Source organism: Sphingomonas sp. Leaf412, from assembly GCF_001425405.1.
Classification (GTDB): domain Bacteria; phylum Pseudomonadota; class Alphaproteobacteria; order Sphingomonadales; family Sphingomonadaceae; genus Sphingomonas.
In genome coordinates, this window is sequence record NZ_LMQP01000003.1 from 276,848 (window position 1) to 295,987 (window position 19,140).

15 protein-coding genes and 1 tRNA gene are annotated in these 19,140 nt (G+C 71.1%); 12 read left to right on the top strand and 4 right to left on the bottom strand.

Translation table 11 applies throughout. From position 1 onward, the window contains the following. Window positions 1–244: 244 nt before the first annotated feature. The 4 genes from ASG29_RS08490 to ASG29_RS08505 all read left to right on the top strand — a co-directional run bounded on the left by ASG29_RS08490 (window position 245) and on the right by ASG29_RS08505 (window position 4,537). Window positions 245–1,657, top strand: a complete 1,413-nt coding sequence (locus ASG29_RS08490; protein WP_082515856.1) for an MATE family efflux transporter — start codon at window positions 245–247, stop codon at window positions 1,655–1,657. A gap of 117 nt (window positions 1,658–1,774) precedes the next feature. Further along, window positions 1,775–2,062 (top strand): co-chaperone GroES, encoded by a 288-nt coding sequence (groES, locus tag ASG29_RS08495; protein ID WP_055982830.1) that lies wholly within the window; start codon window positions 1,775–1,777, stop codon window positions 2,060–2,062. Window positions 2,063–2,124: 62 nt separating this feature from the next. After that, window positions 2,125–3,771: a chaperonin GroEL gene (gene groL / locus ASG29_RS08500; RefSeq protein ID WP_055982832.1), complete on the top strand. Its 1,647-nt coding sequence runs from the start codon at window positions 2,125–2,127 to the stop codon at window positions 3,769–3,771. 205 nt (window positions 3,772–3,976) lie between these two features. Next, a complete protein-coding gene (locus tag ASG29_RS08505) occupies window positions 3,977–4,537 on the top strand; it encodes a Uma2 family endonuclease (RefSeq protein ID WP_055982834.1) in 561 nt (186 codons plus the stop codon). 15 nt (window positions 4,538–4,552) lie between these two features. Here ASG29_RS08505 and ASG29_RS08510 read toward each other — a convergent pair whose 3' ends face one another. Next, the gene (locus ASG29_RS08510; protein WP_268796217.1) at window positions 4,553–5,593 is read right to left on the bottom strand and encodes a mannose-1-phosphate guanylyltransferase/mannose-6-phosphate isomerase; all 1,041 of its coding nucleotides are present in this window, start codon (window positions 5,591–5,593) and stop codon (window positions 4,553–4,555) included. A gap of 163 nt (window positions 5,594–5,756) precedes the next feature. On the opposite strand from ASG29_RS08510, the gene ASG29_RS08515 reads away from it, so the two are divergent. The 5 genes from ASG29_RS08515 to ASG29_RS08535 all read left to right on the top strand — a co-directional run bounded on the left by ASG29_RS08515 (window position 5,757) and on the right by ASG29_RS08535 (window position 13,664). After that, window positions 5,757–7,145, top strand: a complete 1,389-nt coding sequence (locus ASG29_RS08515) for a TIGR03013 family XrtA/PEP-CTERM system glycosyltransferase (protein ID WP_055982836.1) — start codon at window positions 5,757–5,759, stop codon at window positions 7,143–7,145. Beyond that, window positions 7,146–9,170 carry an XrtA/PEP-CTERM system histidine kinase PrsK gene (gene prsK / locus ASG29_RS08520; protein WP_055982838.1) on the top strand — a complete coding sequence of 675 codons (2,025 nt, stop codon included), beginning with the start codon at window positions 7,146–7,148 and terminating at the stop codon, window positions 9,168–9,170. Continuing rightward, window positions 9,167–10,522, top strand: a complete 1,356-nt coding sequence (prsR, locus tag ASG29_RS08525; protein ID WP_055982840.1) for a PEP-CTERM-box response regulator transcription factor — start codon at window positions 9,167–9,169, stop codon at window positions 10,520–10,522. Before prsK ends, prsR begins: the two co-directional genes overlap by 4 nt. Beyond that, window positions 10,515–12,605 carry a tetratricopeptide repeat protein gene (locus tag ASG29_RS08530; protein WP_156457954.1) on the top strand — a complete coding sequence of 697 codons (2,091 nt, stop codon included), beginning with the start codon at window positions 10,515–10,517 and terminating at the stop codon, window positions 12,603–12,605. The genes prsR and ASG29_RS08530 overlap by 8 nt, the downstream gene beginning before the upstream one ends. A 243-nt stretch (window positions 12,606–12,848) precedes the next feature. After that, window positions 12,849–13,664, top strand: coding sequence for a DUF815 domain-containing protein (locus ASG29_RS08535; RefSeq protein ID WP_055982842.1), 816 nt, complete (start codon window positions 12,849–12,851; stop codon window positions 13,662–13,664). Between the two features lie 261 nt (window positions 13,665–13,925). Here ASG29_RS08535 and ASG29_RS08540 read toward each other — a convergent pair whose 3' ends face one another. Next, the gene (locus ASG29_RS08540; protein ID WP_055982844.1) at window positions 13,926–14,207 is read right to left on the bottom strand and encodes a chorismate mutase; all 282 of its coding nucleotides are present in this window, start codon (window positions 14,205–14,207) and stop codon (window positions 13,926–13,928) included. A 111-nt stretch (window positions 14,208–14,318) separates the two neighbouring features. Between ASG29_RS08540 and ASG29_RS08545 the strand changes: the two genes are divergently transcribed. Beyond that, window positions 14,319–15,329 (top strand): polyprenyl synthetase family protein, encoded by a 1,011-nt coding sequence (locus ASG29_RS08545; RefSeq protein WP_055982846.1) that lies wholly within the window; start codon window positions 14,319–14,321, stop codon window positions 15,327–15,329. On the opposite strand, the gene ASG29_RS08550 is transcribed toward ASG29_RS08545, so the two are convergent. After that, window positions 15,323–16,177, bottom strand: coding sequence for an alpha/beta hydrolase (locus ASG29_RS08550; protein ID WP_055982847.1), 855 nt, complete (start codon window positions 16,175–16,177; stop codon window positions 15,323–15,325). The two genes, ASG29_RS08545 and ASG29_RS08550, sit on opposite strands and share 7 nt — an antisense overlap. A 128-nt stretch (window positions 16,178–16,305) precedes the next feature. Between ASG29_RS08550 and ASG29_RS08555 the strand changes: the two genes are divergently transcribed. Together ASG29_RS08555 and ASG29_RS08560 are read left to right on the top strand one after the other, a co-directional pair. Beyond that, window positions 16,306–18,051 carry an adenylyl cyclase gene (locus ASG29_RS08555; RefSeq protein ID WP_235532833.1) on the top strand — a complete coding sequence of 582 codons (1,746 nt, stop codon included), beginning with the start codon at window positions 16,306–16,308 and terminating at the stop codon, window positions 18,049–18,051. Continuing rightward, complete coding sequence (locus tag ASG29_RS08560; protein WP_055982849.1) at window positions 18,048–18,857, top strand: family 16 glycosylhydrolase; 810 nt, start codon at window positions 18,048–18,050, stop codon at window positions 18,855–18,857. Before ASG29_RS08555 ends, ASG29_RS08560 begins: the two co-directional genes overlap by 4 nt. A 186-nt stretch (window positions 18,858–19,043) precedes the next feature. Here ASG29_RS08560 and ASG29_RS08565 read toward each other — a convergent pair. Next, window positions 19,044–19,133 (bottom strand) — tRNA-Ser (locus ASG29_RS08565). Window positions 19,134–19,140 lie beyond the last annotated feature (7 nt).

Genomic DNA, 19,140 nt, shown 5'->3' on the forward strand with positions numbered 1-19,140 from the left:
GTGCAAGGCGCGCGGCCCGGTGGATGCCGGGACCAGCCCGGCATGACGAGCGCGGACAACCCCACGAACGCACCCCCCGTCACCCCGGCCCAGAGCCGGGGTCCATCGTCCCGCAAGGACAACGGACGTAAAAGCGCGCACCCCGACCGATCCCGGAACAAGCCCCGCATCACAAGCCACACGACCCCGGGCACCCCACCCCATCTGGCGCCCCCGTCGAACTCAAGCTACGGCCACTCCCGCCATGCACGCCCCCGCCACTCCCGCGCCGCTGACCGGCGAGCGTCCGCGCGACTGGCGTGACGAGGCGCGCGCGCTGATCGCGCTCGCCGCCCCGCTGGTGGGCGCGAACCTGTTGCAGATGGGGGTGTACGCCATCGACGTCGTGTTCGTGGCGCGGCTGGGCACGGTCGAGTTCGCCGCCGCGACGCTGGGCGTCTTCCTCTACAGCCTGGTGATGTGGGCGCTCATCAGCCTCGCCACCGCCTGCGCCCCGCTGATCGCCGCCGAACTCGGCCGCCGCCGCCATGCGGTGCGCGAGGTGCGGCGCTCGTTCCGCATGGCGTTGTGGCTGGCGGTGGTGGCCGCGATCCCCTTCTCGCTGCTGCTGTTGTTCGGGGAGCGATTGTTCCTCCTCGCCGGGCAGGACCCGCGCGTCGCGGTGCGCGCGGGCGCGTTCCTCGACATCCTCGTCCTCGCGCTCGTGCCCTCGCTGTTCGCCGCGGTCATGCGCACCGTCGCCGCCGCGCTGGGGCGGCCGGGCTGGGCGGTGGGGGTCACCACCATGGCGCTGGGCGTCGGCCTGCTGTTCAACTGGTTGCTGGTGTTCGGCAACCTGGGCTTCCCCGCGCTCGGCCTCGAAGGGTCCGCGATCGCCAGCGTCGTCACGACCGTCGCGATGATGCTTGCCTATGCCGCGATCCTGTGTCTCGATCCGAAGCTGCGCCGCTACCGCCTGTTCGGTCGCTGGTGGCGCTCCGAATGGTCGCGCTGCGTGGAGATCGCGCGGATCGGCGTGCCGATCGCGCTGACCATGACGATGGAGGCGGGGCTGTTCGGCGGTGCCGCGCTGCTGATGGGCTTGATCGGCGTGACGGAGGTTGCGGCGCACGCCATCGCGCTGAACATCGCCGCGCTGGCGTTCCAGATTCCGCTGGGCGTGGCGCAGGCGGCGACGATCCGCGTCGGCATGGGCTATGGCGCGCGCGACCGCGACTGGGTGACGCGCGCGGGCTGGACCGCGATCGTGCTGGGCACCGGCGTCATGGTCGTAACCGCCGTCATGATGTGGACGATCCCGCGCTGGCTGATCGCGATCTACGTCGATGTCGATGCGCCCGCGGAACGCGTCGTGGTCGCGCTGGCGGTGCAATATCTGGCGGTCGGCGCGGTGTTCCAGCTGTTCGACGGCGCGCAGGCGGTGGCCGCGGGCGTGCTGCGCGGCTTGCAGGACACGCGCGTGCCGATGGTCATCGCGGGGCTGGGCTATTGGATCGCAGGCTTCGGCACCGCGGTGCTGCTCGGCTTCTGGGCCGGGTGGGACGGCGTCGGGATCTGGGCCGGCCTGGCCGCCGGGCTGGTGGTCGTGTCGATCCTGCTGATCTGGCGCTGGAGCGCGCGCGATCGCTTGCGCCTGTCGATCGCACGCACGGACTGAAAATATGTTCCGGGCGGCATTGACGCGTCCCGGCCCCCTCCACATATGCGCCCTGCTGGCACTCGATTCAGGCGAGTGCCAAAAACTGTCATATCCAAGCTGAGAGGGCTCAGAACGATGAACTTTCGTCCGTTGCACGACCGCGTGCTCGTGAAGCGCGTGGAGGCCGAGGAGAAGACGGCCGGCGGGATCATCATCCCCGACACCGCAAAGGAAAAGCCGCAGGAGGGCGAGGTCGTCGCCGTCGGCACCGGGACCCGCGCCGAGAACGGCACGATCACCCCGCTCGACGTCAAGGCCGGCGACAAGATCCTGTTCGGCAAGTGGTCGGGCACCGAGGTCAAGGTCGACGGCGACGACCTGCTCATCATGAAGGAATCGGACATCCTCGGGATCGTCGGCTGAGCCTTCGGATACCGTCGAACGATTCAACATTCGCAACATTCGCACTTTGAAAGGGTAGCCTCATGGCAGCCAAGGACGTCAAATTCTCGCGCGACGCGCGCGAGCGGATTCTGAAGGGCGTGGACATCCTCGCCGACGCGGTGAAGGTCACGCTGGGGCCGAAGGGCCGCAACGTCGTGATCGACAAGTCGTTCGGCGCGCCGCGGATCACCAAGGACGGCGTGACCGTCGCCAAGGAGATCGAGCTGAAGGACAAGTTCGAGAACATGGGCGCGCAGATGGTGCGCGAAGTGGCCTCGAAGACCAACGACATCGCCGGCGACGGCACCACCACCGCGACCGTGCTGGCGCAGGCCATCGTACGCGAGGGCATGAAGTCGGTCGCCGCGGGCATGAACCCGATGGACCTGAAGCGCGGCATCGACCTTGCCGTCATCAAGGTCGTCGAGGACGTGAAGTCGCGCTCGAAGCCCGTGTCGGGCTCGGCCGAGGTCGCACAGGTCGGCATCATCTCCGCCAACGGCGACCGTGAGGTCGGCGAGAAGATCGCGGAAGCGATGGAGAAGGTCGGCAAGGAAGGCGTCATCACGGTCGAGGAGGCCAAGGGCCTCGAATTCGAGCTGGACGTCGTCGAGGGCATGCAGTTCGACCGCGGCTATCTGTCGCCGTACTTCATCACGAACCCGGACAAGATGACGGTCGAGCTGGCCGATCCCTACATCCTGATCCACGAGAAGAAGCTGTCGAACCTGCAAGCGATGCTCCCGATCCTGGAAGCGGTCGTGCAGTCGGGTCGTCCTTTGCTCATCATCGCCGAGGATATCGAGGGCGAGGCGCTCGCGACGCTGGTCGTGAACAAGCTGCGCGGCGGCCTGAAGGTCGCGGCCGTCAAGGCGCCGGGCTTCGGCGATCGCCGCAAGGCGATGCTGGAGGATATCGCGATCCTGACGAAGGGCGAGGTCATCTCCGAGGATCTCGGCATCAAGCTGGAGACGGTGACGCTCGGCATGCTGGGCACCGCCAAGCGCGTGACGATCGACAAGGACAACACCACGCTGGTCGACGGCGCGGGCGAGGCCGATGCGATCAAGGCGCGGACCGAGGCGATCCGCCAGCAGATCGAGAACACCACCAGCGACTATGACAAGGAGAAGCTCCAGGAGCGCCTTGCCAAGCTCGCCGGCGGCGTCGCGGTCATCAAGGTCGGCGGCGCGTCCGAGGTCGAGGTGAAGGAGCGCAAGGATCGCGTCGACGACGCGCTGCACGCGACCCGCGCCGCGGTCGAGGAAGGCATCGTCCCGGGCGGCGGCACCGCGCTGCTGTACGCGACGAAGGCGCTCGACGGCCTGACCGGCGCGAACGAGGACCAGACGCGCGGCGTGGACATCGTCCGCAAGTCGCTGACCGCGCTGGTGCGCCAGATCGCGCAGAACGCGGGCCATGACGGCGCCGTGGTCTCGGGCAAGCTGCTCGACGGCAACGACACGACGCTGGGCTTCAACGCCGCGACCGACACGTACGAGAACCTGGTCGCGGCCGGTGTGATCGACCCGACGAAGGTCGTGCGCACCGCGCTCCAGAACGCGGCCTCGGTCGCGGGCCTGCTCATCACCACCGAAGCGGCGGTGAGCGAGCTGGCCGACGACAAGCCGGCGATGCCCATGGGCGGCGGCGGCATGGGCGGCGGCATGGGCGGCATGGACTTCTGATCTTCGACCGGGGCAGGCGATGCCTGCCCCGGACAGAAAATCGGAACGGCCAGCCGGTCGGCGCAGCCGATCCGGTCTGACCCCGGCCTGCGCCGGGGCAGGCTCACGGCGGCGGCTTCGCCGTCGCCGGTTGCCCAGGACGAAGGGCCGGCGGGACACCCCGCCGGCCCTTTGTTTTTTATGCCGTTCGGCCTATTATCCGATCATGGCTTCCGACCCGCGCTATCAGCCAATCACGGTCGACGAGTTCCTCGCAATGGACTTCGGCAGCGACCGGAAGTTCGAGCTTTGCGACGGCATCATCCGCATGATGACCGGCGGATCCGACAAGCATGCGCATGTTGCGGGCAATATCTATTACACCCTTCGCGTGAAGCTGCGCGGTAGCGGCCGTCGCCCTTACAATTCGGATATGGGGATCCGCGTATCGGACCACGGCGTCCGCTACCCCGATATCTCCATCATATGCCGGCCGGACTGGGAGACTGCGCCCGAGGCAAAGGCGTTCGACGACCCCGTCGTCATCGTCGAGGTATTGTCGCCATCGACGACAGCGCTGGATCAGGGAACCAAGCTCGAGGAATATCGCGACCTGTCGAGCGTGGACACGATCGTCTTCATCGACCCGATCAATCGGCTTACTCGCTGTTTCCAGCGGGAGTCGCCGACATCGTGGATGGATAATACATTTGCCGCGCCGCACGACGTTCATCTTCCGATTCTAGGCATCACCTTGACCGAGGAAGAAATCTTCGCCCGCGACTGACCGCGCCCCCGCCGGTCAGCCCTTCATCGCCTCCAGCAGCAGTTTCACGTCCTGGCTCCGCCCGCGCGGCAGGATCAGGACGTCGTTCCCGCTCGCCACCACGATCAGGTCCGACACGCCGACGGTCGCGATGCGGATGCCGTCGCTGCGGACCAGGCAATTGACCGCGTCCAGCGCGATCACGTCGCCGTCGACGACGTTGCCGCCCGCATCGCCGTCGCTGATCGCGTGCAGCGCGTCCCAGCTGCCGACGTCGTTCCACCCCATCGCCACGGGCACCACCGCGACGCGATCCGCCTTCTCCATCACTGCATAGTCGATCGAATCCGACGGCGACGCCGCGAACGCCGCCGCATCGGGATACACCCGCGTCCCCTCCCGCCGCGCGCCGTCCATCGCCGCCCGCGCCGCGGTCAGGATCTCGGGCGCATGCGTCGCCAGCGCGTCGAGGAAGGCATCGGCGCGGAACAGGAAGATGCCGCCGTTCCACGCATGATCGCCCGACGCCAGCATCGCTTCGGCCACCGCCCGCTGCGGCTTCTCCACGAACCGCGCGACGCGGTTGACGCCGGGCGCCAGTTCCTCGCCGACCTTGATATAGCCATAGCCGGTTTCCGGCGCGTCCGGCGCGATGCCGAACGTCACCAGCCACCCCTGCTCGACCAGCGGCAGCGCGGCGTGGATCGCGGCGTGGAAGGCGTCGCGATCCGCGATGACATGGTCCGACGGCATCACCAGCAAGGCCTGATCCCCTCCCGCCGCCAGCGCCGCTAGTGCGATCGCGGGCGCGGTGTTGCGTCCCGCCGGCTCCAGGATCAGCGCGTCCGGCGCCGCGCCCACCGCGGCCAGTTGCGCCTCAACCTCGTCCGCATGCGCCGCGTTCGCCACCACGATCGGCGCGGCGAACGCGTCGCCGTGCGCGCGCGCCGCGGTCAGTTGCAGCATCGTCTCGCGCGCGGTCAGGGCCAGCAGCTGCTTGGGCTTCTCCGGCCGCGACATCGGCCACAGCCGCGTTCCCGAACCACCCGACAGGATCACCGGCACGATCGACGCCACGCATTCACTCCCGAAAACCATCGCCGTGCGGGGGCCGCACGCGTAAGCAGCTAACACGCTTCCGCCCGTTCCGCTCCGTGCCATTCAGCCTTTCTTCGTCAATTGCGCCGATAGCTGCCCGTCGGACGGGTTTACACCAGCGTGGAAGGCGAAGACGGGCGCCATGATCCGGGTGTTCAAACATTACGTGCCCCATGGCGTCCTGCTGCTGGGGCTGCTGGACTTCGCACTGCTGTTGATCGCGGCGGAGGCGGGGTGGCAGGTGCGCGCGTGGCAGCTGGGCCTGGCGGGGGAGCCGATCCATACCCGCCTGCCGCAGATCCTGTCCTTCGCCGTCCCGCTGGAAATCGCGATGGTCGCGGTCGGGGCCTACGGTCCCGGCGCGATCCAGTCGCTGCGCTATGCCACCGCGCGCCTGCTGGTCGCGGTGTCGCTGGGCGTCATCTTCCTGTCGCTGATGTTCTTCCTCGTCCCCGCGATCACCTTCTGGCGATCGAACCTGTTCTTCGCGATGCTGACCGCGATCGCCGCGCTGATCGCGCTGCGGGCCCTGTTCGGCAGCTTCATCGGGGGCGAGGCGTTGCGGCGCCGCGTCGTCGTGCTGGGCGCGGGGCCGCGCGCGGCGCGGATCGGCGCGCTGGCGCAAGCGTCGGGCGCGAACTTCGTCGTCGCGGGCTATGTCGCGATGGGCAGCCCGGTCGTCACCGTCCCGGGCGCCGTGCCGCGCGACGCGATCGACAACCTGGCGCGGCATGTCGAGAAGCTGGGCGCGGCGGAGGTGGTGCTGGCGATCGAGGAGCGCCGCAACGCCCTGCCGTTGCAGGACCTGCTCCGGATCAAGACCACCGGGGTGCACGTGTGCGAACTGTCCAGCTTCCTGGAACGCGAAACCGGGCGCGTGGACCTGCAAAGCGTCAACCCGTCCTGGCTGATCTTCTCCGACGGCTTCTCCTCCGGCCGCTTCCTGTCGGGCCTGTCGAAACGCGCGTTCGACGTCGTCGCCAGCCTGCTGCTCCTGACGCTCGCGCTGCCCGTCATCCTCGTCACCGCGCTGCTCATCAAGCTGGAAAGCCCCGGCCCCGCCTTCTACCGCCAGCGCCGCGTGGGGCTGTACAACCAGCCGTTCGACATCCCGAAACTGCGCTCGATGCGGCAGGATGCGGAGGTCGCGGGGACCGCGATCTGGGCGGCGGAGGGCGATCCGCGCGTCACCCGCATCGGCCGCTTCATCCGCAAGGTCCGCATCGACGAACTGCCGCAATGCTGGAGCGTGCTGCGCGGCGAGATGAGCTTCGTCGGCCCGCGCCCCGAACGCCCGCAATTCGTCGCCGATCTCGAACGCGACCTGCCTTATTATGCGGAACGCCACATGGTGAAGCCGGGCATCACCGGCTGGGCGCAGATCAACTACCCCTACGGCGCCTCGGTCGAGGATTCGCGGCACAAGCTGGAATACGATCTGTATTACGCCAAGAACTATTCGCCCTTCCTCGACCTGCTGATCCTGCTCCAGACGCTGCGCGTGGTCCTCTGGCCCGAAGGCGCGCGATAGATGGTGCAGGGCGCGATCATCTGGGTCCATGCGATCGTCGCGATGCTCTTCGCGGGCATCGCGCTCATGCAATGGCGCACGCCGGGGCGGCTGGTGCCGCGCGCGCCGTTGCTGCCGGCCCTGGCCTTGTCCGCCTTGTGGGCGCTGGGCGTCGCGGGGATCGGCGGCGGGGATGTCGCGGTCTGGCTAGCGGGCGCGGCGCGCGACGGCGCGTGGCTGGCGCTGCTGTTCGTGCTGACCCGCGCGCGCCGCTGGCGGGGGGCCGCGTTCGCCGCGACCGCGGGTTGCGTCCTGCTGGCCGCCGCCCTGCGCCTGACGGTCGAGGTCGCGGGCGGCAGCGCGGCGCAGCCGGTGTTGATGGAGGGGACCGCCGTCGTCCACATGCTGGCCGCCGCCGGTGCGCTGGTGCTGGCGGGGCGCGCCCGCGTCGACGCCGCGCCACGCGGGGGGGCGGGCGTCCTGATCGGCGCGCTGGTGATGTTGTGGGGCGTCGACGTGGTCGTGGACGCCGTCGCCTGGGCGGGGGGCGGGCGGCCGCCCGTCCTGACCCTGGTGCGCGGGCTGGCCGCCGCGGTCGTCGCGGCGACCGTCGCGGTGGCGGTGCATCGCGACGGCGAATGGACGCTGCGTCCCTCGCACGCGATCGTGGTGCGCAGCGTGGCGACCGCGCTGGGCATCGCGATGCTGGCGGGGATCGTCGCCGCGTCGGGCGTCGTCGCGGCGCTGGGCGGGGCGAATGCGCGGGTGGTGCAGACCGCCTTCGTCGTGGCCGCGGGCGCGTCGATGGTCACGTTGGTGTCGACGCCGTGGCTGCGCGCGTGGGTGCGCGTGACGGTGTCGAAACACCTGTTCTCGCACCGCTACGACTATCGCGTGGCGTGGATGCGCTTCACCGCGACGCTGGCCGCGCCCGACGATGCGCCGCGCCCGCTGGCCGAACGCGTGGTGAAGGCGATGGCGGACCTGACCGATTCGGCCGCGGGCCTGCTGCTGCGGGTCGACCATGACACGCTGGTCGCGGGCGCGGCCTGGCGGTGGGAGGCCGCGGCCGGGGAGGATGGCGGCACGGCCCTGGCGGAGCATCTGGCGGCGACGCGGCGCATCGTCGCGCTGGACGAGGTGCGGCGCGGCGCGGCGCCCGCGGCGGAGATTGCGGCGACCCCCGACTGGGCGGTCGCGCGGGCGGAGGCGTGGGCGATCGTCCCGCTGCTGCATGGCGAGCGGCTGGTCGGCGCGATCGTCCTGTCGCGCCCCACGATCGATCGCGCGCCGGACTGGGAGGATTTCGACCTCCTCGGCGTCGCGGCGCGGCAGGTGGCGAGCTATTTGGCGGAGGACGACGCCCATGCCGCGCTGGCGGAGGCGCGCCGGTTCGAGGAGTTCAACCGCCGCTTCGCCTTCCTGCTGCACGACCTGAAGAACCTGGTCAGCCAGATGGCGCTGGTCGCGCGCAATGCGGAACGTCATGCGGAAAACCCCGCCTTCCGCGCGGACATGATCGCGACGCTGCGCGACACGTCGCAACGGATGGCGACGCTGCTGGCGAAGCTGTCGCACCGTCCCGCCGACCCGGCGGAGCCGTCGTGCGCGGTGGCGCTGCGCGCGTTGGCGGAGCGGGTCGCGGATGCGCGCCGCGCGCAGCACCCCCTGCGGGTGGAGGGCGGCGAAGTGTTGGCACTGGCCGCACCCGCGATGCTGGAGGCGGTCCTGGGCCACCTGCTCCAGAATGCGATCGAGGCGAGCGAACCGGGCGTCGCGGTCGTGCTGGCGGTCGGGCAGGAAGGGGATGCGGCGATCATCGACGTCGTCGATCGCGGCGCGGGCATGTCCCCCGCCTTCGTGCGCGAAAGCCTGTTCACGCCGTTCGCCTCGACCAAGCCCACCGGCTTCGGCCTGGGCGCGTGCGAGGCGCGGGCACTGGTGGGCGCGATGGGCGGCACGCTGTCGGTCGACAGCCGCGAGGGCGCGGGCACGCGCTTCCGCATCGTCCTGCCCCGCGCGGCCCGGATGGAGGAGGCGGCATGACCGACGGGCGCACGCTCCTGATCGTGGAGGACGATCCCGGGCTCCAGCGCCAGTTGCGCTGGGCGTACGAGGGGTATGAGGTGATCGTCGCGGGCGATCGGGCGGAGGCGCTCGACGCGATCCGGCTCCACGAACCGCAGGTGGTGACGCTGGACCTGGGCCTGCCGCCCGATCCCGACGGCACGACGGAGGGGCTCGCGACGCTGGCGCAGATCCTGGCGCTGAAGCCCGATTGCAAGGTCGTCGTCGCGTCGGGCCACGGCGCGCGCGATTCCGCGCTGGCCGCGATCGCGGGCGGGGCGTGGGACTTCTACCAGAAGCCGATCGATATCGACCAGCTGGGGCTGATCGTATCGCGCGCCTTCCACGTCCACGCGCTGGAGGCGGAGAACCGCCGACTCGCCGCGCGCGACCAGGCGACGGCGGGGCTGGGCGGCCTCGTCACCGCCGCGCCCGAGATGCTGAAGGTCACGCGTACGATCGAGCGCGTCGCGCCCGCGGACATTTCGGTCATGCTGCTGGGCGCCAGCGGGACGGGCAAGGAACTGCTGGCGCGCGGCCTGCACGACGCCTCGCGCCGCGGCCGCCGGCCCTTCGTCGCGATCAATTGCGCCGCGATTCCCGACACGCTGCTGGAAAGCGAATTGTTCGGGCACGAGAAAGGCGCGTTCACCGGCGCGGTGAAGACGACGCCGGGGAAGATCGAACAGGCCGACGGCGGCACATTGTTCCTGGACGAGATCGGCGACGTGCCGCTGGCGTTGCAGGTGAAGCTGCTGCGCTTCCTCCAGGAACGCGTGATCGAACGGGTCGGCGGGCGGCGCGCGATCCCGGTCGACGTCCGCATCGTGTGCGCCACGCATCAGGACGTCGACGCGATGGTCGCGGACGGCCGCTTCCGCGACGACCTGTACTATCGCCTGGCGGAGATCGTCGTGCGCATCCCGTCGCTGGCGGAACGCAGCGGCGACGCCGCGCTGCTGGCGCGCCATTTCGTCCAGCGCCACGCCCGCGCGATGGGCATCGCGGTCACCGGCCTGTCCCCCGACGCGGTCGCCGCGATCGACGCCTGGGGCTGGCCCGGCAATGTGCGCGAGCTGGAGAACCGCACGAAGCGCGCGGTCATCATGGCGGAGGGCAAGCTGGTCACCGCCGCCGATCTCGACCTCGTGCCGCCCGCCGACGACGCGCTGCCGATCAACCTGCGCGCCGCGCGCGAGGCCGCCGACCGCAGCGTCATCCGCCGCGCTTTGGGGCAGGCGGACGGCAACATATCGGGCACCGCGCGCCTGCTGGGCGTCAGCCGCCCGACCCTGTACGACCTGCTGAAAAGCTACGACCTCCATGCGTGAGGGGCCGGCCGACTTCCCGCTCGCGCGGCGGCGGCGCCGGGCACGCCGGCGCGTCGCGCTGCCGTGGCGGGCGCTGCTGGCGCTGCTGGCCGCGGGAGTCGTCGTCGCCGCGGTGGTCCTCCTGGCGCGGGTCGCCGACCGTCCCGATCCCGCCGTCGCCTTCGCCGAAGGGCAGGCGGCGGTGCGCGCGGGGAATTACAGCGCGGCGCGCAACCATTTCCTCGCCACCGTCGCCGCCGCGCCCGCCGATGCGCGCGCGCAGGTGGCGCTGGCGACCACGTACCTCGTGCTGGGCGACGGCGTCGCGGCGGGCGGCGCGCTCGATCGCGCGGTCGCGGCGGGCGTGCCGCGCGATCGCCTCCACGCATCGCGCGCCGCCGCGCTGCTGCTCCAGGACGATGCCGACGCCGCGCTGGCGGAGGCGCGGCGCGCGCCCGCCGATCCGGCGGCGCGCCGCGTCGCCGCGCGCGCGCTGGCGGCGCAGGGGGACCGCCCCGCCGCGCTGGCGACGCTGGCGGCGCTGGTGCGCGCGCGTCCCGCCGATCCCGGCGCCTGGACCGATCTCGGGCGTATCCGCCTCGACGTGGGCGACGTCGGCGGAGCGAGCGAGGCGGCGGTGCGCGCCTCCACGCTCGCCCCGCGCGACCTGCCCGCGCTGACGCTGCGGGGGGAGATCGTCCGCCGCCGCTACGGCCTGATCGCGGCGATGCCGTGGTTCGACGCGGCGCTGGCGCGCGACGCCTATTACGTTCCCGCCTTGCTCGAACGCGCCGCGACGCTGGGCGATATCGGCCGCTACGTCGACAGCCTGTCCGCCGCACGCCGGGTGCTGGCGGCGCGCCCGGGCGATGCGCGCGCGCTGTATCTGATGGCGGTGATCGCGGCGCGCGCGGGCGACGCCACGCTCGCCGCCGCGCTGCTCGACCGCACCGGCGGCGCGATGGACGGCGTACCCGGCGCCCTGCTGCTGGCGGGCGCGGTGGATTTTTCGACGGGGCGGCATGAACAGGCCGTGGTCCGCTGGCGCGCGCTGCTGGATCGTCAGCCGATGAACCTCGTCGCGCGCCGCCTGCTCGGCGCGGCGCTGCTGCGATCGGGCGACGCGACCGGGGCGCTGGCGGTGCTGCGCCCGGTCGCGCTGCGCGCCGATGCGGACACCTACACCCTGACCCTCGTCGCGCGCGCGTTCGAGGCGCGGGGCGAGCGCGGCTGGACCGCCGCCTTCATCGATCGCGCGGCGACCGCCCCCGCCGGGGCGGCGACCCCGTTCGGACAGGACGAGGATGCCGCGGTCCTCGCGACCGCGATGGCGCGCGCGCCCGACGACCCGCGCGTCGCGGTCGCCGCGATCCGCGGCGCACTGGACCGCGGGCAGGCCGCCGCCGCGCTGGCGATGGCCGACCGCATCGTGCGCGCCGCGCCCGGCGCCCCGGCCGCACAGCAACTGTGGGGCGACGTCGCACGCGCCACCGGCCGCGCCGGTCCCGCACTGGCCGCTTATGCCCGCGCCGCGGACCTGCGCTTCGATTCCCCCGCGATGCTACGGCTGGTGGAGGCGCGCGCCCCCGCCGACCGCGTCGGGGCGGCGGATACGCTGGCGCTGTACCTGGCGCAAAATCCGGTCGCCACCGATGCGCGCCGCGCCCTCGCCAATGTCCAGACCGCCGCGCGCGACGACGGCGCGATCGCCACGCTGGAAGGATTGCGCGGCGACCTCGGCAATCGCGACGCCCGGCTGCTGGCGCAACTGGCGCACGCCTATGTCGCGGCGGGCGATCCGGCGGCGGCGCTGCCCTATGCGCGCGCGGCCTACAGGCTTCAGCCGATGAGCGCCGCCGCCACGGATGCCTATGGTCACGCGCTGTTCGACCGCGGCGACACGCCGGGCGCGCTGCAACTGCTGCGCAAGGCCGCGGCGCTCGCCCCGCGCGCGGCCATGATCCGCTGGCATCTCGGGCAGGCGCTGGCGGATGCCGGTCGCACGGCCGAGGCACGCGCGGCGATCATGACGGCGCTGGCCGATCCCGGTTTTACCGAGCGTGAAGCTGCAGGACGGTTGCTCATGGCGATTCGGCCGGCGTGAACGCCACTGTTGTGTCCCCGCGAGGGCGGGGATCCAGTCTGGGCTCCCGCCTTCGCGGGAGCACAAAAGGACCTGGCGGCGGCACTCCCGCCAGCCTGACCTTCTTCCGTCATGCCGGGCTTGTCCCGGCATCCACCGTGCTGCACACTTCAAGCTGTCGGAATCGTGGCGCAGTGGATGCCGGAACAAGCCCGGCATGACGTAGGATCGACGCTGGCGATCGCCAAACCTATACCCCGCCGCATGACCGCCACCCCCGACCTGACGCGCATCGCCGCCGCGCTAGACCGCCTGTCGCCGCCACCGCCCGCCGCGGCGGACGCCACCGCACACCCCGCCTACGTCTGGCGCGACGGCGTGCTCGTCGCGGCGCGCGCCTTCGCGCCGCTGCGGCTCGACCTGCTCCACGGCGTCGATGCGCAGAAGGCCGCCCTGGTCGCCAACCTCGATCGCCTCGCCGCGGGCCATGCGGCGCAGGACGTGCTGCTGTGGGGCGCGCGCGGCACCGGCAAGTCCGCCCTGGTCAAGAGCGCGGTCGCGCACGCGCAGGCCGCGGGCGGTGCCCTGGCGCTGGTGGAGGTCGCGGCCGACCGCCTCGCGACGTTGCCGCGGCTGTTCGACGCCATCGCCGCGGTGCCGCGTGCCTTCGCCGTGTTCCTCGACGACCTGGGGATCGACGCCGCCGCCGACGCGCGCGCGCTGCGCTCGCTGCTGGAGGGTGGGGCGGAGGCGCGACCCGCCAATGCGCGGCTGCTGGTGACGTCGAACCGCCGCCATCTGGTCCAGCGCGACATGGCGGCGCAGGACAATGCGGTGAACGCGCGCGACGCCGCCGACGACCAGCTGGCGCTCGCGGACCGCTTCGGCCTCAGCCTCGGCTTCCACGTCGTCGGTCAGGATCAGTATCTCGGCATCGTGCGCGGTTATGCCGCCGCGCACGACCTGCCGTTCGACGCCGCCGACGCGGTGCAATGGGCCACCCGCCGCGGCAGCCGGTCGGGACGCGTGGCGTGGCAATATGTCGTGGAACTGGCGGGCCGGGCGGGCAAGGCGGTATAGGCCGGACCGATACTGTCCCCGGCCACCCGACCCCCCGCAAGAATGCCGATCGGACCCGGGCATATCCGGTCGATCCCGCCCCGTCGCGCTGTCCTACATCCCGCTTGCCGCTTATGGTGGCGGCCGACCGCTCTTTCTCATCCCGACGCCGCCCCGCGCCTTGCGTTGAAATAACGCGCCAGCGATTCAACATTCGCAACATTCGCGATTTGGGGGTCGTGGAAAAACAACGACTTGGGCGGAAACGGCCCGGCGGCGAATCTACGCCCCCTTGGCCGCGCGATGATGCCGGATCACTTCGTCGATGATGAAGCGCAGGAACTTCTCGCTGAATTCCGGATCCAGTTCCGCGTCCAGCGCCAGCGCGCGCAGCCGCGCGATCTGCGCCTCCTCGCGTCCCGGATCCGCGGCGGGCAGGCCGGTCTGCGCCTTGTACGCGCCGACCGCCTGCGTGACCTTGAACCGCTCCGCCAGCAGGCAGACGAGCGCGGCATCGATATTGTCGATGCTCTTGCGGTAGCGTTTCAGCACGTCGTCGCTCATCGCGGCTCTCCCATCCACCGCCGCTTTTGCGGAAGCGGCGCGGTGCCGCAAGGGCCCAGGGTGGCCGGAAGCCTTGCGTTGTACGGGTCCAGCCTCCAGAAGCCGGGACAGATGAGCGCCACCATTCACCGTATCGCTGGCCGCGCCCCCTCGCTCGATCCGATGATCGGGCTGGTCGCGGGCGACATGAACCTTGTCAACGCGGTCATCCTCGACCGTATGCAATCGCAGATTCCGCTGATCCCCGAACTGGCGGGGCATCTGATCGCGGGCGGGGGCAAGCGGATGCGCCCGATGCTGACGCTCGCCAGCGCGCGGCTGGTCGGCTACACCGGGACTCGCCACCACCGCCTCGCCGCGTCGGTGGAATTCATCCACACCGCGACCCTGCTCCACGACGACGTCGTCGACGGCAGCGACCTGCGCCGCGGCAAGCGGACCGCCAACATCATCTGGGGCAACCCCGCCAGCGTGCTGGTCGGCGACTTCCTGTTCAGCCGCAGTTTCGAACTGATGGTGGAGGACGGCAGCCTGAAGGTGCTGAAGATTCTCTCCAACGCCTCCGCCGTGATCGCGGAAGGGGAAGTGAACCAGCTGACCGCCGCGCGCCGCGTCGACCTGGGCGAGGACCGCTACCTCGACATCATCGGCGCGAAGACCGCCGCGCTGTTCGCCGCCGCCTGCCGCATCGCCGCCGTGGTGGCGGAACGCGACGAGGAGGACGAGGCCGCGCTCGACGCCTACGGCCGGAACCTCGGCATCGCGTTCCAGCTCGTCGACGACGCGATCGACTATACCTCCGACGCCTCCACGATGGGGAAGGATGCGGGCGACGATTTCCGCGAGGGCAAGATGACGCTGCCCGTCATCCTCGCCCATGCGCGCGGGAACGCGGAGGATCGCCGCTTCTGGAAGGACGCGGTGGAGGGGCGCCGCGACAGCGACGCGGATTTCGCGCACGCCATCGACCTCGTCCGCGATACGCGCGCGGTCGACGACACGCTGGCCCGCGCCCGCCACTACGGACAGCGTGCGATCGACGCGCTGGGCCGCTTCCCCGGCGGCAAGGCGAAGGACGCGATGGTCGAGGCGGTGGAGTTCGCGACCGCCCGCGCCTACTGACGCCGCGGTTCGACCGTCCCCAGCCAGTCCGCGAACCGCGCGACGACCTCGTCCCGGTTCGTTTCGTTGAACAATTCGTGCCGCGCTCCGGGATACAGGTCGGTGGTGACCCGCATCCCCGCATCGCGATACCGCGCGATCATCGGCTCAATCGCGACCGCCAGCGGATCCGCGAGCCCCGACATGATATGGATCGGCAATCCCGCGGGCAGCGCCGCGACGTCCGCCATCTGCGGCGCCAGCGCGAACATCGACATCTGCCCCGCCGGGTCGACGGAGAAGCCGCACCACGGATCGGCGATGTAGCGATCGACCTGCGCCGCGTCGCGGCTCAGCCAGTCGAACGGCGTCCGCGCGGGCTCGAACGCCGCGTTGAACGCCTCCAGCCCGCCGCCGCCCTCCTGCGCCGCCATCGCCTGCGCCAGCGGCTCCAGCGCCGCCGACCCGCTCAGCGCCAGCGCATCGATCAGGTCGCCATGCCGCGTCGCGAACGCCTGCGCCGCGAACGATCCCATCGAATGGCCCAGCAGGACGACCGCGGCACCCGGATGCGCCGCCGCCGCCTGCCGGGTCAGCACGGCCAGATCGTCGACGACGGCGGCGAACCCGCCGCTGCCGAAATCGCCGTGGGTGCCCGCCGGCGCGGTGGCGCCATGGCCGCGATGATCCGGTGCGTAGATGGCCACGCCCTGCGCCGCGAGCGGGGCGAGCGGCTCGCGATAGCGCGCGGCATGCTCCCCCATGCCATGCGCGACGACCAGGACGACGCGCGTCGCGCCGTCGGCGGGCCAGTGATGCGCGGCGATGGCGGTGCCGTCGGTCGCGGCGAAGGTGAAGCGATCGGTCATGCGGGCGAGTGTGTCGCCCGCGCGCGAAAAGACAACCCCGTCCCGCCGGTGCCACGCGGGTTGAGGTCGGGCCAACCCCCTGATAACGTTCACTCAACGCCGCAACGGCGCAGGAGGGGACCACGCGGATGCCGCAGCGACACGACCGGCGGACGATCCTGGCGGGCCTCGCCGCGGCCGGCATCGCCCCCGCGACGACCCGCGCCGCGCCGCGCGATCCCGATCTCGGCCCGAACGTCCTGATCGTCGACCCCGGCGCGCCGCACGCGCAGGCGACGGCCGACGCGTGGTTCGTACAGCAGGAAAAGGCGCATTTCACCGATCGCCGCTACGCCATCCTGCTGAAGCCCGGCGCGCACGCGCTGGATCTGAACGTCGGTTTCTTCACGCAGGTCGCGGGGTTGGGCCTGCGCCCCGGCGACGTCGCGGTCGCGGGGCACGTCCATGCCGAGGCGGACTGGGCGAAGGGTATGGCGCTGGTGAACTTCTGGCGCGGGGTGGAGAATATGGCGGTGCGCCCGCCCGACGGCGCGGATCGCTGGGCGGTGTCGCAGGCCGCGCCCTATCGCCGGATGCACCTGTCGGGCGACCTCGCGCTCGACGACGGCGGCTGGTCCAGCGGCGGGTTCATGGCCGATTGCCGCATCGACGGCACGATCCGGTCCGGATCGCAGCAGCAGTGGTTCACGCGAAGCAGCCGCATCGGCGCCTGGCAGGGGGCGAACTGGAACATGATGTTCATGGGGGTGGACGGCGCTCCTGCGACAAGCTTCCCCGACCCGCCCTACACGACCCTGCCGTTGGTACCCGTGATCCGCGAGAAGCCTTTCCTGTACGTCGCGGATACCGGCGGATGGCACATCTTCGTCCCCGCGCTGCGCCGCGATGCGCGCGGCGTGTCGTGGGACGGAGTGCCGCCCGGCCGAAGCATTCCCTTGGCCGACGCGATCATCGCGCGGCCGGACACGCCGGTGGCGGCGATGAACCGGGCGCTGGCGGCGGGCCGCCACCTGTTGCTGACGCCGGGCGTGTATCGGTTGGCGGAGCCCCTGCGCGTGATGCGCGCCGGCACGGTCGTCCTTGGCCTCGGCCTGGCCACCCTGCTGGCGGAAGGCGGGGCCGTCGCCATGACGATCGCGGACGTGCCCGGCGTCTCGATCGCAGGGCTGTTGTTCGATGCCGGTCCGGTCACGTCGCCGGTCCTGATGCAGGTCGGACCGCGCAATTCGCGCGCCGGCCATGCCGCCGACCCGACCCTGCTCGCCGACCTGTTCTTCCGCGTCGGCGGCGCCGCGATCGGGAATGCGGAAACCTGCGTCGAGATCAATAGCCATCACGTCGTCGCCGACCATCTGTGGATCTGGCGCGCCGACCACGGCGACCGCGAGGGCGGGCGCGTCCACGTCGGCTGGGACGAAAGCCGGGGCGAGCAGGGGCTGGTTGTCAACGGCGATCATGTCACCTGCTATGGCCTGTTCGTCGAACATTTCCGCCGCGCGCAGACGGTGTGGAACGGGGAGCACGGGCGCACGTATTTCTACCAGAACGAACTGCCCTACGACCCGCCGGGCCAGGCCGCCTGGCGCGCCGGTTCGCCGCGCGGCTGGCCCGCTTACTCGGTCGCGGAACATGTCCGTCATCATCGCGCCGTGGGCATGGGCGTGTACGCGAACTTCACCGCGGACCCGTCCATCGTGCTCGCCAGCGCCGTGGAGGTGCCGCGCGCGCCCGACGTCGTGATCGAACATGTGACGACGATCTCGCTGGGCGGCGGCAAGGGGGTGATCGCGCACCTCGTCAACGACGCCGGGGCCGCCGCGCGACCCGGCGCCATCCGCCAGACCCTGCGCCGCTATCCGGAGAAACGCCCGTGACCCTCATCCTGCTGATTGCCCAGGCGGCATCGCTCGGCGCGACCAACCATGCCGCCGAGGCGGCGATGGTCGTTCCCAGGATCCGACCGACGTTCGCCGACGAATTCGCCGGACGGGCGGTCGATACGCGTCGGTGGCGGTACGACACCGCGCGCAACCGCGCGGGGTGGCACAACAACGAAAAGCAATATTATGCCGCGGACCGCGCTGAGAACGCGCGCGTCGCGGACGGCGCACTGACGATCGCGGCGCGACGCGAACGACTGGACCGCGCCCCGGACTTCGGCGGGCAGGACTATACGTCCGCGCGTCTCGTCTCGCGTCGCGCGATGGGATACGGCTTTTACGAGATCCGCGCGAAGCTGCCGTGCGGGCGCGGCATCTGGCCCGCGATCTGGATGCTGCCGGACTCCGGGAAATGGCCCGATGCGGGCGAGATCGACATCATGGAGATGGTCGGCTGGGACGCGACCGTCGTCCACGCCACCTTGCACACCGGCGCCTACAACCATGCGAAGGGAACGCAGCGCGGCGCGCGGAAGGTCGTGCCCACCGCCTGCACCGCATGGCATCGATATCAGCTGGACTGGCGGCCGGACGCGATCACGATCGGCGTCGACGATCGCGCTTTCCTGCGCGTCGCCAACGACCGGCCCGGCGGCGCGCAGGCATGGCCGTTCACGCGCGGATATCAGTTGATCCTGAACGTCGCGGTCGGCGGCGACTGGGGTGGAAAGGAGGGCGTCGACGACGCGGCCTTTCCGCAGGCGATGACGGTCGACTACGTCCGCCACTGGGCGCGATAGGCCACGCAAGGGAGCCGCCGACCGGCACGCGGACGGCGGCTCCCCGACAGTGACGCGTCGTTGCGGAGCACACGCATCGGACGGACGCCGCACCGTCCTGTGCACCGGGAGCCGGACGGCGGCAAGACCACGCTTTGCGCACCGTCCCGTCCGGGGACGGCGGGCTCGGTTCGCAAGGGGAAGGGGTGGCGGAGACGGAGGGATTCGAACCCTCGGTACGGTTTCCCGTACGACGCTTTAGCAAAGCGTTGGTTTCAGCCACTCACCCACGTCTCCGGATCGC